The following is a 14,982-nucleotide window of genomic DNA, read 5'->3' on the forward strand; positions in this document are numbered from 1 at the left end:
ACCGCGCCGGCACCCGCGGCCTGGTGCACCCGGCTCCATTCGGCCCGGCCCTCGCCGGTCCACTGTTCGCTGATGCCCCGGCGCCAGGTGCCCGTCACGAACCGGTCGCCGTAGTCGCCGTTGGTCACGCCCAGGTTCTCCCGCACCGCACCCAGCTCCACGCTCCAGTCGTTCAGGCCCGGCGCCAGCAGCTCCACGGTGCTGAAGAACGGCTGCAGGATCACCACCTCGCGCCCGAGCACGTCGCGCACGACGAGTCGCGCCTCGCCGCTGCCGGTCAGGCCCTGGCTGTCGTCGATGACGAACGGGCCGGTGGGAACCTGCGACACCTTGCGCAGCACGTCATTGACGTACAGCTCCACCGTCGACGGGGCACTGGACACTCCGCGCAGCAGCGGCAGCGGCTGGGTCAGCAGGCCGGGACTGAGGGAAAAATTGGTGCCGAACTGGATGCCGCCGAAATAGACCTGGCGGCCCCACAGGCCGGCGCGCGTGACCGAGTCCCCCAGGCGCAAGCTGAGGTTGGATTGCGGGAAGTGCCGCGTCACTGTGGATTCCAGCCGCAGCCACTCTTTGCGCAGGCCCAGCGACCCGCCGGTGAGATTGCGCCCCACGTGGCTGCTGGTCAGAACGCCCCAGCGGGTGGAAGCGCCCAGCTCCAGCAAGGCGCCCAGATCCTGGCTGGACACGCCGCCAGACGCGGAGCGCTGGAAGTTCAGGTCGTAGTTCAGGAACAGGCTGGGCAGCACCGGGCTGGGCTGGGGACGGGTCGACTCGCTGGCCAGCACCAGCCGGCTGCCCATGAACGCATCCGGCGAGAACGTGATCTCGGCGGTCAGCGCCCCGAAGTTCAGCTTCGCATCGAACCCCGGGATCGCATCCAGGGGAATGAAGTCGAGCCCGCGCACCCGGATGGGATTGACGTCCGGCGGGATCCGCACGCGCCACTCTTCAAGGGCGTCCGGCCCGACATGCAGCCGGCCGGCGCGCTCGACGAAGGGCCAGCCGCCGGCCTTCGCCCCGTTGACGGTGGCCTCCAGCGGAACGATGCGGTCTTGCACGGTGCTGGACGCGCGAATTTCCGGCCGGCTCGGCTGCGCCAGCGCCGCGAAGGGCAGTGCATGCAGCAGGACGGTGGCCAGGATGCATGCCCTCGCCTGGATCATTCTGGCAGGGTGACGTCGAATGCCTGCAGCGTGCCGTCGTCCAGCGCCGCCTGCAGTTTGACCTTGCCGCCGGGGATCCTGCCGTCGCCACGCACGAGTTCGAACGAGCGCGTGATGCCCGGCAGCACGTAGCCGACGGTGTCCCGCCCGGCGAGGCGAAGGCCTTTTTCATCGATCAGTTCGAGTGAACGGATCTGGGCGTAGGCGGTGCCGGAGTTGCCGCAGCGGGCCTGCGCCCGGTCAGCGGCGCTGCGCTCGACCACGCACTGCAGTTCGCGCCTGGCGCCGGGCGGCGTGATGAAGACGGGCAGCGAGAAGGCCAGCGCCAGCTGCAGCTGGAGCTGCCCGGCCGGCCTTGCCTCGGGCACCTCGCGCACGATCAGCCGATAGGTCTGCTGGACGCCGGCCGGACGCGGCGTCAGCAGCGCCAGCCGGACCACCTGGCGCGACCTGGGCGCGAGCTTGAGGATGGGCGGCGTGAGCACCAGGTCCTCGGTGAGCTCGAGGTCGTCGGAGCCGTCCGCCTTCTGCTTCCAGCTGTAGAGGTCGGCCTGCATCACCACCTGTTCGTCGCTGTCGTTCGACACCGTGACGGCGACTGCGCGGTCGCGCGGGGCCATGAAGATGCGAACCGGCGTGATGGTGAACTGGGCGGCTTGCGCCGTCAGTGAAAGAACGGTTGCGCCGAGCAGGAAAGCCGCGGCCAGGGTGTGCTTCATGACGGTTCTCTCGATGAGGAGGGGCCAGCTCGACAGCTTACCTCACCAGGTCAGCGTCATTTCCACATATTCGAAGCCCTCCGCAACCACCGTGCGGGAGGAATATTCGCCGACCACGAAGGCCCCGGCGCCGATGGCATGGGCGTTGTCGGGCGCCCGCATGCGCGCCTCGTCGCCGCCGGCGCCGAGCATGGCGCCGGCGCCGTGCCCGCAGCGTACGCCGCGGTTGCCTGCCGGGTCGAGTGCCGTGGTGCAGCCGACCGCGGCTGGCTGCAGCAGTTCCACGCTGACGCGCAAGGCGGCGCTCGCCTGGCCGGCGGCAGTGGAAGTGGACAAGCCACCCGCGGCAACGGCCAGGACGGCAAGCCAGGGCTGGACAACGCGGGGCATGGCGGCCTCTGGATCTGCTTGTTCGAAGGTGGACTGCCTGAAAGCTCCCGCCGACCTGGCCGCGGGAACCGTCGGGACGTCGATCAGTAAGTGATCGTCAGAACCCGGGTGTGGCTGCTCCCATCCGACGCGTCGCCGGCCTGGCCGGCAGCGATCGAGCCACTGATGCTGACGGTGTAGGTGTCCGCGGTGCCGCCCGTGCCGCCCGTGCCGGCGACCCCGGCCGAGGCGGCCGTGCCGCCCGTGACGGCGGGAACTGCGGCCGTCAGCGTATAGAGCAAGCCCTTGATCACGCCTTGGGCGGTGATGGTGCCGGTCGAAGCGGCGGCGGAACCGGTCTGTTCGCCCGCGGCTCCGTTGTCGAACTGGAATGTCGGAGCCGTCAGGCCGCGCGTGCAACTGAACACGGTGCGCGTGCTACCGGTGGCGTCGAGGGGGTCGAGTGCGCTATAGGTGAACGCCAGGTCGGTGGCCGCGGTGGTCACGGAGCAGGAGCTCGTGAGTGTCACCGAGACACTGAACTGGTCGGTCGCATCGACCGCGAAAGTGTTGCCGGCGGCCAGCAGGAGGGCAGCGGCGATAAGGCTCAGCTTCTTCATAGATCGCTCCTTGTAAGCAAAGGGCCCAACGGGCCTTAGGTCAATTTCTTACTGCGAACGAAGTATAGAAGCCGTTGTAACGAGTTGCAATCGGCAGAACGTAGCAAAATCAACGACTTGCACGCGATAACTGGCCAAAGCGTTAGTTACTTCACTTGTCCCCGCTGCCCGGCGGCGTTTTCTGCGCCACCGGTCCGACGAACGGTGTTGCAATTCCGACCTGAGGCGGATGAACCCGCCACGGTCGTCAGAGACCTCCCTGCGCCAGCAGCGCGCTCACCCGCTTGACGTAGCCGGCCGGGTCTTGCGGCATGCCACCTTCGGCCAGCAGGGCCTGGTCGAACAGGATGTGCGCCAGGTCGTCGAAGCCGGGCGAGCCGTCCAGCTTCATCACCAGCGGATGCGAAGCGTTCACCTCCAGCACCGGCTTGGTCTCCGGCGCCTTCTGCCCGGCCTGCTTGAGCAGGCGCGCCAGCTGCAGGCTCATGCCGCCTTCGCTGACCACCAGGCAGGCGGGCGAGTCGACCAGCCGCGTCGTCACGCGCACATCCTGCGCCTTGTCCTTGAGCGCTTCCTTGAGTCTGGCCAGCACCGGCTTGAACGATTCCGCGGCTTCCTCGGCGGCCTTCTTTTCGGCTTCGTCCTGCAGCGAGCCCAGGTCGACCTGGCCCTTGGCCACCGACTGCAGCGGCGTGCCGTCGAAGTCTTCCACGTGGCCCAGCGCCCACTCGTCCACCCGATCGGTCATGAACAGCACCTCCAGGCCCTTCTTGCGGAAGATCTCCAGCTGCGGGCTGTTGGCGGCGGCGGCCTGCGTGTCGGCCGTGACGTAATAGATGGCCTGCTGGCCTTCCTTCATGCGCGCCTTGTAGTCGGCCAGCGAGACGCTGGCGCTGTCGCTGGCGGTGGAGGCGAAGCGCAGCAGCTTGGCGAGGCGCTCGCGGTTGCCAAAGTCCTCGCCCAGGCCTTCCTTGAGCACGGCGCCGAACTCGGCGTAGAACTTCGCGTACTTGCCCTTGTCTTCCTCGGCCGCCGCCTCGTCGCGCTCCGCCTTGGCCAGGTCTTCCAGCATGGACAGCACGCGCCGGGTGTTGCCCTCGCGGATCGCCTTGACGTCGCGGCTTTCCTGCAGCAGCTCGCGGCTGACGTTCAGCGGCAGGTCGGCCGAATCGATCACGCCCTTGACGAAGCGCAGGTACGAAGGCAGCAGCGCCTCGGCGTCGTCCATGATGAAGATGCGCTTGACGTACAGCTTGACGCCGGCGGCCTTGTCGCGGTTCCACAGGTCGAACGGCGCGCGCCCCGGCACGAACAGCAGCTGCGTGTACTCGGTGCTGCCTTCGACCCGGTTGTGCGTCCAGGCCAGCGGCGGCTCGAAGTCATGGCTGAGGGCCTTGTAGAACTCCTGGTACTGCTCAGTCGTGATGTCCTTTTTGGGCCGGGCCCACAGGGCGGTCGCCTGGTTGACGGTTTCCCATTCATCGGAGACGACGTGTTCGCCGGGCTGGCCTTCCTCGCCTTCTTTCCACTCCTCCTTGCGCATCAGGATCGGCAGCGAGACGTGGTCGGAGTACTTGTTGACGATGGACTTGAGCTTCCAGCTCGACAGGTAGTCCTGCGCGTCGTCGCGCAGGTGCAGCGTGACGCTGGTGCCGCGCTCGGGCCGGGTGATGGCCTCCACCTCGAAGTCGCCGGCGCCGCCGCTGACCCAGCGCACGCCCTGCTCCGCGGGCAGGCCGGCCCGGCGCGACTCGACGCTGATCTTGTCGGCGACGATGAAGCCGGAATAGAAGCCGACGCCGAACTGGCCGATCAGCTGGGAGTCCGCCTTCTGGTCACCCGACAGCCGGCCCATGAATTCCCTGGTGCCGCTCTTGGCGATGGTGCCCAGATTGTCGATGGCCTCCTGCTGCGACAGGCCGATGCCGTTGTCGGCGATGGTCAGGGTGCGGGCCTGCCTGTCGAAGCTCACCCGCACTTCCAGGCTGGGTGCGTCCTCGTACAGGCCGGCGTCGTTCAGCGCCTCGAAGCGCAGCTTGTCGCAGGCGTCGGACGCGTTGGAGATCAGCTCGCGCAGGAAGATCTCCTTGTTGGAGTACAGCGAGTGCGTGACCAGGTGCAGCAGCTGCGCCACCTCGGCCTGGAAGGAAAGGGTCTGTTTCTGGCTCATGGGATGGTGTGTTCTGGGGAAAGCGCGCTCCCGAACTGGGGCCGGGACGCGAATGTTTCAAGCAGATGGATGCTAGCGCACCTCGACGTGAACTATTCGACGATTCCAGCTCCGCCGCAGGTGAGGCCTGGTTGCACCTGGCAACACGCCGTTTACATTCCTTCCCATGCGGATCGAGTTGCCAATTCCCACCTGGGCCGAAGCCCAGCGCGCCCACGACGACGCCCATACGCTGACGGTACCGGCGCATCCGCATCCGCTGCCCCTGTCGGGCGGGTGGCCCGGCGTCGAGGCGGGTGTCGCCAGGGTGGAAGTGCGGGCCGGCGCGCACGCCGCGCTCACCCTGACTTTGCAGGAACCGGCCCGCTGAACCGCGGCCAATGGCCCACCTGGCGCGTTCCGCCCACAGCGCGTGGCGCCGCGCCCACACCGGCAAGCGCCGCTTACCGCTCGTCACATCCCCGGGACCGCTAGGCGCGACGCCGTGGCGGCATGGCGCGCCCCCCCATAGGATTGCCCAAAGCAAAACCTGGAGGGACCCCTTGGCCACTATCCGTTCTACCCGTCGCGCGCCCGCCGCCGGCTTCACGCTGATCGAACTGATGATCACGGTGGCCATCGTCGGCATCCTGGCCGGCGTCGGCTATCCCGCGTACACGGACTACGTGCGCCGGGCGCAGTTGCCCGAGGCCTTCTCGGCCATGGCGGACTACCGGGTCAAGATGGAGCACTACTTCCAGGACTTCCGCAACTACGGCGCTGCCCCCGGCGCCTGCGCCAACGCAGCCAACGCCCCGGCCTGGAACAACTTCCAGCCCAACGGCGCCAAATTCTTCACCTTCAGCTGCGCCAGTACCGGCGCCGGCTACGTCATCACTGCCACCGGCAGCGCCGGTCGCGCCGTCGGTCACGTCTACACGGTCAGCCATGACAACGCCCAGACCACGACCCAGTTCAAGGGCCAGGCGGTGGCCGGCAAGAACTGCTGGCTGCTGAAAGGCTCGGAGTGCTGATCCAGCGCCGCCAGCGCGGGTTCAACCTGGTCGAAGCCATCATCACCCTGGCCGTGCTCGGCATCCTGGTCGCCGCCGCGGTGCCCAGCGTGACGGACTGGATGCGTTCCACGGCCGTGCGCAACCTGGCGGAGACCACCAACACCGGCTTGCAGAAAGCCAGGATGGAAGCCATGCGGCGCAACCAGATCGTGACCTTCTGGATGGTCACCGCAACCAGCGCTCCCACCAACGACTGCGCCTTGTCGGCGGCTTCCGCCGCCTGGGTGGTGAGTCTGGACAACCCGGCCGGCAAGTGCGCCACCGCCCCGTCGGCCACCGAGACACCCCGGATCGTCGAGGTGTACGGCCCCGGCCCGAGCGTGGCCGGCATCACCGTGTCGGGCCTGGACCAGGATGCCGCGGCGGCCTCGTCCGTCAGCTTCAACGGCTTCGGCCAGGCCGTGCGCACCGGCAAGCCGCTGCGCAGCATCGACATCTCCCATACCGACATCTCGGCCCGCCGCTTGCGCCTGCAGATCGCCGGTGGCGGCGGCATCCGCATGTGCGACCGGGACGTGACCAGCCCCGATCCCCGGGCCTGCAATTGAGGACCCCCCGCATGGCAACCGCAAGCAACCGCAGGCACGCCGGCCGCTCCAGGCTGCGCGGCATCGCGCTCATCGAGGCGCTGGTGGCGGTCCTGATCTTCGCCTTCGGCGTGATCGGCCTGGTCGGCCTGCAGGTGGCGATGACCCGCGCGCAAGGCACCGCCAAGTACCGTGCCGATGCCGCCTACCTCGGCTCCCAGGTCTTGGGCCAGATGTGGGCCGACCGCACCAAGCTGGACAGCTTCAACACCGGTGGCGCCGATGCGTGCGCCGGCTACGCGCCGTGCAAGGACTGGTCGGGCAAGGTCGCCAGCTCGCTGCCCCAGGGCAAGGCGGCCATCGCCGCCAGCCAGGCCACCGGCGTCGTCACGATGACCATCACCTGGTCGCTTTCGGCCGAAGGAACGCATACCCATGTGCTCACCACATCCATCCGCTGACCGGGCACGACAGGCCGGCTTCACCCTGATCGAGCTGATGATCGGGGTGGTCATCGGGCTGCTCGCCAGCCTGGCGGTCACGCACGTGCTGGTCAACTCGGAAGGCCAGAAGCGCACCACCATGGCGGGCTCGGACGCGCAGATCAACGGCGCGCTGTCGCTGAGCACGCTGCAGCGCTCGATCCAGTCCGCCGGCTACGGGTTCGCCGCCACCCCGATGGTGATCGGCTGCCCCATCTCGGCGCGCTGGAACAACGCGGTGATCGCCGGCTTCCCCGCTTCGCTGGTGCCGGTCACGATCACCGACGGGGCTGCAGGTGCGCCCGACACGGTGCGGGTGCTGGCCAGCGGCAAGACTTCGTTCTCGGTGCCGGGCCGGATCATTCCGCCGGGCTATGCCGCCGGCGCCAAGACGGTGCCGATCGCCAGCATCCGCGGCATCCAGACCGGCGACCTGATGCTGGCCGCCAGCGACGCCTCGGCGATCTGCGAGATGTTCCAGGTGACCGGCGACCCGCCGGACCCCACCAACGTGAGGCGCGACGACGATGCCAGGTGGAACCCGCCGAACTGGCCGACCGCCAGCTACGGGCAGGGCAACTTCCTGGTGAACCTGGGCAGCCCCGTCGACACCACATATTCCATCGTCAACAACGCGCTGCGGGTCTCCCGGCTGAACCTCGCCGCCGCCGACACCCAACCGTCCTACGAAGCGGTCGAGCTGTTCCCGGACATCGTGAACCTGCAGGCCCTGTACGGCAAGGACACCGACAACGACGGCGCCGTAGACACCTGGAACAACGTCACCCCCGTCAACAACGCCGGCTGGCTGCAGGTGATGGCAGTGCGGCTGGCGGTCGTCGCCCGCAGCAGCCAGTTCGAGAAGGCGGACGTCACCTTCGCCAATCCGCTGTGGGACGTGGGCACCATCGGCACGACGGCCCTGACGGGCCTTGCGACCTGCGGCGCCAGCAAGTGCCTGACTTTGAAGGTGGAGACGGTCGACGCCGGCTGGAAGCGATACCGGTACCGCGTCTTCGACACCGTCATCCCCTTGCGCAACATGCTCTGGAACTCCTGATGCCAGCCGCCCGTCCCACCTCCCGCTTGCCGTCGGCAGGCGCGCGCGCCCAGCGCGGCATCTCGCTGCTGTTCGCCCTGATGGCGCTGGTGATCATGGGCTTCGGCGCCGTGGCGCTGACGCGCTCGGTCGACACCGGCACGCTGATCATGGGCAACCTGAGCTTCCAGCAGGACGCCGTGATGTCCAGCTCGAGCGCGGCCGAACAGGCCATGGTCTGGCTGGACGCAAACAAGAGCGGCGTCAGCCTCGACAACGACGTGGCCAACAAAGGCTACTACGCCAGCCACGTCGACGCCCTGGACGTGGCTGGCAACCGGACCAGCGCCGCGAAGAAGCTGCCCATCGTGAACTGGGACGGCAACTGCCTGGGCATGACCACCGCGACCTACGACACCTGCGTGATCGTGCCGTTCCGCGGCGCCGACGTCAACGGCAACGTCGTGCAGTGGGTGATCATGCGGCTGTGCGACGCCACCGGGCCCGCCACCGGCGGCTCCAACCTGTGCGTGCGCCCCGCCACCAGCAGCACCACCACGGCCAAGGAGCGCGGGGAGCTGCAGCCGGGCGGCCGCCTCAGCGGCGCGATGGCCAGCCCTTACTACCGGATCATCGTGCGCGTGCAAGGCCCGCGCAACACGACGAGTTACACCGAGTCGATCGTTCACTTTTGACAGAGATTTCCTGCGAGGTCCCCTCATGAAGCCTGCCACTCCCCTTTTCCGTCGCCGTCTGCGTGCGGTCCTGCGCACCCTGGTCACGGTGGTGGCCGGCGTTTCGGTCGGCCATGCGCTGGCGCTGAACGACCTGTCCAACGCGCCCCTGTTCACCGGGGGCAGCACCGCGGTCAAGCCCAACATCATGTTCATCATGGACGATTCGGGCTCCATGCAGTGGGACTTCCTGCCGGACGCCGCGAGCGTGCTGCATCGGGGCATGTACGGGCGCTGGTCGGCCCACTGCAACGGCCTGGCCTACGACCCCGACGTCAAGTACGGGGTGCCGGTCTACATCGATGCCGGCGACAAGGTGCAGTCCAAGGGCCCGGCAGCCCTGACCCACATCGCGCCCGATCCTGCCAACCAGACCACCGAGCCGAACGCGGTCTATGCGGTCAGCAGCGACATCAACAGCGCCGGCACGGTCGATGTCACCCTTGTCACCGGCTCCTCCGGGCTCTACTTCGTTGCTCCCGGCAACCCCGCGGACACGGTCACTGTCTACAAGGACGCCGCCAACTACCTGGTGGGGCAGATGAGCGGCCTTTCCATCAACGGCGGCCGGTATGTGCTTTCGATTTCCGTGCGCGGACGGGTGGGCACCCTGGGCGGCACGATGACCGTCGGCAAGGGCGAGCCGGCTTCCGGGGTGTACTACAAGTACAAGGGCAACACGGCTCGACTCGACTGGTACACGAGCACCGGCGCCGTCAATTCCGCCAGTGACTTCTACAAGCACTGCAATGGCGCCATCGACGGCACCTACAAGGACAAGTTCACCGCGGTGACGGTGGCCGGCAGCACCGACGACGACAAGCAGAACTACGCCAACTGGGCCAAGTACTACCGCAACCGCGTGATGACCATGCAGCATTCGGCCGGCCTGGCGTTCAAGGGGCTGGACGACCGCTATCGCATCGGCTACACCACCATTGGCCAGCCCAAGGCCCAGGCGGGGGTGGGCGACTTCCTGCACGTCGAGGACTACAACGATGCCCACCGGCACAAGTTCTACGATCAGCTGTACGCTGCCCGGCCGGGCATCTACGGCACCCCGCTGCGTGGCGCGCTGGCCAAGGCCGGCCAGTACTTCGCCAACAAGGCGCTGAGCCAGGACAAGGACCCGATGCAGTACTACTGCCAGCGGAACTTCTCCATCCTCTCCACGGACGGCCTGTGGAACACCGGCGGCAACCGCGCCGGCGAGTCGAGCGCCAATCAATACGGTGCGTACAAGCTGGACCGCACCACCGCCGTGGGCAACCAGGACAACGACCTGCCCCGGCCCATGGCGGACGGCGTTTCGCTGAAGGTGGTGACCACGGAGAAGTGGGACGAGCTCAGGGAAACCCGCATCAAGCAGACGATTCCGCTGGTGACGGTCACGACGCGGATCACCGGCAGGACCGGCAGCGGCGTGACCAAGACCGAGCAGCGCACGAGGACCGAGCAGGGCAGCAACACCGGTTGCACCGACAAGAAGCGCCACAAGAGAACCGTCATCGAGCAACAGCTCTACACGACGACCGCCACCGAAACCACGACGGAGAAGACGACGGCCACGGCCACGGCCACGGTCGTCCTGCTGCGCACGGACGGCACGGCGCAACAGACGGTGGTCACGGTGACCAACGGCGTGACCAACTCGACCGTGTCGAGCAGCGCCACCATTGCCCCGACCGACGTGATCGAGAGCCAGACGGTCGCAGCGGGGACCACCGTCAGCGCCATCGTCCAGCCCGACCCGGAGGTTGCGACCAGCACTGTCCTGGGGCCGGTCACCGAAGTCAGCCGCAGCGAAGGAACAGCGTGCGAATCGGTCAGCTCGACGCCGGTCACCTCTGGCTGGTCGGTCACAGGCACCGGCACGGTGACCCTGTCCCCGATGACGCCGCCCGATCCCACGGAGAGCATCCAGAACAAACCGGCGGTCGAGACGGTGGTGGGCACTCCGGTGTCCAAGACCACCGACAAGGTCATCACCGCCGTGTACAGCTCGACCGGCGGGGCGGAGAACACCCTGGCCGACGTGGCGGCCTATTACTACAAAACCGACCTGCGCAGCTCCGGGCTGGGCAACTGCACGGGCGTGCTGGGCAAGGACGTCTGTACCAACGAGGTGCCCGGCCTGGCCCTGACGGACCCGTACAGGTCTTTCGGTGACGCCGAGCGCCAGCAGCACATGACGACCTTCACGCTGGGGCTGGGCGTGAGCGGCAGCCTGAAGTACGACCCCAAGTACATCTCGCAGCGCAGCGGCGACTTCCACGACATCGTCAACCGCAGCAAGAACTGGCCGAACGTCGCTTCCGGCGATCACACCACGGTGGACGACCTGTGGCATGCCGCCGTCAACGGCCGCGGCCAGTACTTCAGCGCGGGCAATCCCAACTCGCTGATCGACGGCCTGAGCTCGGCGCTGTCCGCGATCCAGGCGGTCAGCGGTTCCGCTTCCGCGGCGTCCACCAGTTCGCTGCAGCCGGTTGCCGGCGACAACGACATCTACGTGGCCCAGTTCACGACGGTGGAATGGGTGGGCGACGTGCTCGCGTACGAGATCAACCCGAACACCGGCGCCATCACCACCAAGCCGACCTGGTCGGCCAAGGTGGAACTCGACAAGAAGGCGCCCGCCAACCGCAAGATCTACTACAAGAAGAAGGGCGCGACCGAGACGGAGCTCAAGGAGTTCACGTACACCAACCTGGACGCCGACAACTACGAGGGCGACTTCGACAACTTCTGCACCAAGCCGGCGGCCGGCGGCGGGCTGGCCCCGGCCCAGTGCGCGGCGCTGAACAGCACCGACATGGCGGCGGCCAACTCCGGCGCCAACCTGGTGGAGTACCTGCGCGGCGACCAGGGCAAGGGCTACTTTCGCAAGCGCTCGGCGCGGCTGGGCGACATCATCAACGCGTCCCCGCTGTTCATCGGCAAGCCCAGCTTCCGGTACACGGAAAACGGCTACTCCACGTTCGCGAGCGCCAACGCCAGCCGCAGGGCCGTGGTGCTGGCCGCCGCCAACGACGGCATGCTGCACGCCTTCGCCCGCTCCACCGATCCGTCCGGGACCGGAGCGGTGGGCGGCGAGGAACTGTGGGCCTTCATCCCCAGCTTCGTGCTGCCCAACCTGTACAAGCTGGCGGATACCGGATACGAGACCAACCACTCGTACTTCGTCGACGGCTCGCCGCAGATCGGCGACATCTTCGTGGACGGGGCCTGGAAGACCATCGTCGTGGGCGGCCTGAACAAGGGTGGCCGCGGCTACTACGCACTGGACGTGACCGTGCCGCAAACGCCCAAGCTGCTGTGGGAATACAAGCACGACGACCTGGGCTACACCTACGGCAACCCCATCATCACCAAGCGCAAGGACGGCAAATGGGTGGTGGTGTTCGGCTCCGGCTACGACAACGTCTCGCCCGGCGACGGCAACGGCCACCTGTTCGTGCTGGACGCCAACACGGGCGCGCTCCAGGCCAACATCCCCACCGAGCTGTCCTCCGGCGTCGCGGCCGGGACCGCCAGCGCCCCGAGCGGCCTGGCCCGCATCAACTCGTGGGTGGAATCCGAGCTGATCAACACCTCGCAGCGCTTCTACGGCGGCGACGAGCTCGGCAACGTCTGGCGATTCGACCTCGACAACCTGGTGGAGCCCAACGGCAAGGCATTGCTGCTCGCACAGCTGCGGGGCCCGGTGGGCAACGCGGTCCAGCCGATCACGTCCAAGCCCGCCCTGGCCGCGGTGTCCTACAACGGGGCGACCTATCCTGTGGTGTATGTGGCAACCGGCACGTACTTTCGCAACGAGGACGCCAAGGACAAGGAGGTGCAGTCGATCTATGCCATCAAAGACCCGCTGAACGCGACCTCCTACGGCAACCTGCGGACCAACACCGACTTCGAGGCGCAGACCATCACCGCGGGGGTCTCGGGCAACACGCCCACCCGCACCAGCAGCGCCAGAACGGTGAACTGGGCCACCAAGTCCGGCTGGCGGGTGGACTTCCCGGTCGGTGGCGAACGCGTGTCGGTCAACCCGCAACTGGCGCTGGACACGCTCTACGTCGGCGCAAACCTGCCCAAGGACGACGATTGCTCGGTGGGCGGCGAGTCGTTCCTCTACCAGTTCGACATCGCCAACGGGACCTCCACCGCCAGCTACGTCGGCAACGTGCTGGTGCAGGGCCTGACGGTGGTGCAGCTGGTGACCGGCGCGGCGGCAGGCAGCATCGTGACCATCATCACCCGCAGCGACGGCACGCTGCAGACCGAAGTCGGCATGCCGCCCGCCACCGGTGGCACCCTGCGCCGCACCTCCTGGCGCGAGCTGCTGGATTGACGTGGGAAGGGGCCGGGCATTCTGGCCGGTCTTGACCCTGGTCCTGCTGGGGCACGGCGCGGTCCTCACCCTGCTGCAGGCCGCGCCGCCGCCGATCCAGCGCGGCCTGGCCGTTGCGCCGCCGCGCGTCTTCCAGGTGCGCCCGCTGCAGGTCAAGCAGAAGGACCAAGCGGTTGCGATCGCGGCGCCGGCGCCCGCTTCCGAGCCGCTGCCCGCCGCCACAACGGCGCCGGGCCCCGCGGCGCCTCCCGTGACTTCACCGCCGCGTCCTTTCGCCCCCGCAGTGGCAGCCCCGCCGCCAGAGCCCGATCCGCCTTACATCCCCCGCAGCCAGCTGACCGCGGGGCCGGTTCCCCTGACGCTGGTGGACGTGCCTTTCCCCGACGGCGTCAAGGGCGTCGTCGACCTCAAGGTGCAGGCCACCTTGTTCATCGACGAACAGGGCCTGGTGCGGCGGGTGCGCGTGGACACCCCGGACGTGCAACCGGTGTTCGAGCAGGTGATCCGGGACACCTTTTCCAGAGCCCACTTCAAGCCCGGCGAGATCCAGGCCGTGGCGGTGCGGTCGCAGGTCCGGGTCGAGGTCGAATTCAACACGGACAGCGCCAGGAGGCGCTGAACGGCGGCCCGGTGATGCCGGCTCCTGGGCCCTGTCAGAACCGTTCCTGCGGCCCCAGGTAGCGCCATTGCCCCACCGGCAGCTGCCCCAGCGCGATGCGGCCGATGCGCACGCGCTTGAGGCCCACCACCTTCAGGCCCACGGCCTCGCACATGCGGCGGATCTGGCGCTTCTTGCCTTCGGTCAGCACGAAGCGCAGCTGCTCGGGGTTTTGCCAGTCCACCTTGGCCGGCTTGAGCGGCTGGCCGTCCAGGCTCAAGCCATGCCGCAGGCGTGCCAGCTGCGCCGCGGGGAACGCGGCCTGCACGTTGGCGGCGGCGGCGCCGAACTCCACCCGCACCAGGTACTCCTTTTCCATGCCGGAGTCTTCGCCGATCAACTGGCGGGCCACGCGGCCGTCCTGCGTCAGCACCAGCAGGCCGATGGAGTCGATGTCGAGCCGGCCGGCCGGCGCCAGGCCGCGCAGCTGCGACGGCGCAAAGCGAATGGGCGCGGCGTCGCCCTGCCAGCGGTTGCGCTCCTGCACCAGCACCACGGCCGGCTCGTGGCCGTCCTCGGGCTGGCCGCTGACGTAACTCATCGGCTTGTTCAGCAGGATGGTGACCAGCTCGCGCTGATGCCCGCGGGCCCTGGGATCGACGTCGATGCGGGCGTCGGGCGCCACCTGCAGGCCCATGGGGGCGAGGACGCCGTTCACCTTCACCCAGCCGCGGGCGATCCAGTCGTCGGCCTCGCGGCGCGAGCACATGCCCAGTTCGGCCATGCGCTTGTTCAATCGGCTGGTGGGGGTGGGGGCGGAAGGATAAGTTTCAGGCATGGTCGCGGGTGGGAAAGACGCTGGTGCGCAGCGCCTGCAAATCGAAGATGCGGACGCCGCCGTATTCCACCTGGATGATGCCCTGCTCCTGCAGCGACGCCAGCGCCTCGTTCACGCGCTGGCGCGACAGGCCGACCAGGTAGGCCAGCTCCTGCTGCGTGATGCGCAGCATTTCGCCGACGCCGGGAAACAGCACCGGGTTGAACAGGGCCGCCAGGTTGCGCGCCACGCGCACGTCCGGGTTGGTCATGCGGTCGATCTCGCGGGCGGCGATGAACTGGCCGAGCCGCTCGTTGAGCTGGTTCATCACGAAC

Annotated in this window: 15 protein-coding genes; 8 read left to right on the forward strand and 7 right to left on the reverse strand. The window is 68.0% G+C overall.

All coding sequences use genetic code 11. The features are described 5' to 3' along the window. The 5 genes from JWP65_RS18780 to htpG all read right to left on the reverse strand — a co-directional run. Positions 1 to 1,166, reverse strand: a 1,166-nt coding sequence (locus JWP65_RS18780; RefSeq protein WP_299766505.1) for a fimbria/pilus outer membrane usher protein, incomplete at its 3' end; no start/stop codon positions are given. After that, the gene (locus tag JWP65_RS18785) at positions 1,163 to 1,885 is read right to left on the reverse strand and encodes a molecular chaperone (RefSeq protein WP_299766507.1); all 723 of its coding nucleotides are present in this window, start codon (positions 1,883 to 1,885) and stop codon (positions 1,163 to 1,165) included. The genes JWP65_RS18780 and JWP65_RS18785, both read right to left, overlap by 4 nt. Positions 1,886 to 1,927: 42 nt before the next feature. Then, positions 1,928 to 2,275 (reverse strand): hypothetical protein, encoded by a 348-nt coding sequence (locus JWP65_RS18790; protein WP_299766509.1) that lies wholly within the window; start codon positions 2,273 to 2,275, stop codon positions 1,928 to 1,930. A gap of 83 nt (positions 2,276 to 2,358) precedes the next feature. Further along, on the reverse strand, positions 2,359 to 2,874 hold the full coding sequence (locus JWP65_RS18795; protein WP_299766511.1) for a spore coat protein U domain-containing protein: 516 nt from the start codon (positions 2,872 to 2,874) through the stop codon (positions 2,359 to 2,361). Between the two features lie 247 nt (positions 2,875 to 3,121). After that, a complete protein-coding gene (gene htpG, locus JWP65_RS18800; RefSeq protein WP_299766513.1) occupies positions 3,122 to 5,044 on the reverse strand; it encodes a molecular chaperone HtpG in 1,923 nt (640 codons plus the stop codon). 166 nt (positions 5,045 to 5,210) lie between these two features. Here htpG and JWP65_RS18805 point away from each other — a divergent pair, with 166 nt between their 5' ends. From JWP65_RS18805 to JWP65_RS18840, 8 genes are all read left to right on the forward strand, one after another. Further along, a complete protein-coding gene (locus JWP65_RS18805; RefSeq protein WP_299766515.1) occupies positions 5,211 to 5,414 on the forward strand; it encodes a hypothetical protein in 204 nt (67 codons plus the stop codon). A 172-nt stretch (positions 5,415 to 5,586) separates the two neighbouring features. Next, a complete protein-coding gene (locus JWP65_RS18810) occupies positions 5,587 to 6,057 on the forward strand; it encodes a type IV pilin protein (RefSeq protein ID WP_299766516.1) in 471 nt (156 codons plus the stop codon). Further along, the gene (locus JWP65_RS18815; protein ID WP_299766518.1) at positions 6,051 to 6,647 is read left to right on the forward strand and encodes a GspH/FimT family pseudopilin; all 597 of its coding nucleotides are present in this window, start codon (positions 6,051 to 6,053) and stop codon (positions 6,645 to 6,647) included. The genes JWP65_RS18810 and JWP65_RS18815 overlap by 7 nt, the downstream gene beginning before the upstream one ends. Positions 6,648 to 6,658: 11 nt before the next feature. Next, on the forward strand, positions 6,659 to 7,087 hold the full coding sequence (locus JWP65_RS18820) for a pilus assembly protein PilV (protein ID WP_299766520.1): 429 nt from the start codon (positions 6,659 to 6,661) through the stop codon (positions 7,085 to 7,087). Further along, positions 7,062 to 8,168 carry a PilW family protein gene (locus JWP65_RS18825; protein ID WP_299766522.1) on the forward strand — a complete coding sequence of 369 codons (1,107 nt, stop codon included), beginning with the start codon at positions 7,062 to 7,064 and terminating at the stop codon, positions 8,166 to 8,168. Before JWP65_RS18820 ends, JWP65_RS18825 begins: the two co-directional genes overlap by 26 nt. Then, on the forward strand, positions 8,168 to 8,842 hold the full coding sequence (locus JWP65_RS18830) for a hypothetical protein (RefSeq protein ID WP_299766524.1): 675 nt from the start codon (positions 8,168 to 8,170) through the stop codon (positions 8,840 to 8,842). The genes JWP65_RS18825 and JWP65_RS18830 overlap by 1 nt, the downstream gene beginning before the upstream one ends. 25 nt (positions 8,843 to 8,867) lie before the next feature. Then, positions 8,868 to 13,232: a PilC/PilY family type IV pilus protein gene (locus JWP65_RS18835; RefSeq protein ID WP_299766526.1), complete on the forward strand. Its 4,365-nt coding sequence runs from the start codon at positions 8,868 to 8,870 to the stop codon at positions 13,230 to 13,232. Positions 13,233 to 13,263: 31 nt separating this feature from the next. Then, positions 13,264 to 13,851 carry a hypothetical protein gene (locus JWP65_RS18840; RefSeq protein ID WP_299766528.1) on the forward strand — a complete coding sequence of 196 codons (588 nt, stop codon included), beginning with the start codon at positions 13,264 to 13,266 and terminating at the stop codon, positions 13,849 to 13,851. A 34-nt stretch (positions 13,852 to 13,885) separates the two neighbouring features. Here JWP65_RS18840 and JWP65_RS18845 read toward each other — a convergent pair whose 3' ends face one another. Together JWP65_RS18845 and JWP65_RS18850 are read right to left on the reverse strand one after the other, a co-directional pair. Further along, on the reverse strand, positions 13,886 to 14,668 hold the full coding sequence (locus tag JWP65_RS18845; RefSeq protein WP_299766530.1) for a pseudouridine synthase: 783 nt from the start codon (positions 14,666 to 14,668) through the stop codon (positions 13,886 to 13,888). Continuing rightward, on the reverse strand, positions 14,661 to 14,982 hold a 322-nt coding region (locus tag JWP65_RS18850; protein WP_299766532.1), incomplete at its 5' end, for a Crp/Fnr family transcriptional regulator. The genes JWP65_RS18845 and JWP65_RS18850, both read right to left, overlap by 8 nt.

This window comes from Ramlibacter sp. (assembly GCF_028292805.1).
Classification (GTDB): domain Bacteria; phylum Pseudomonadota; class Gammaproteobacteria; order Burkholderiales; family Burkholderiaceae_C; genus Ramlibacter.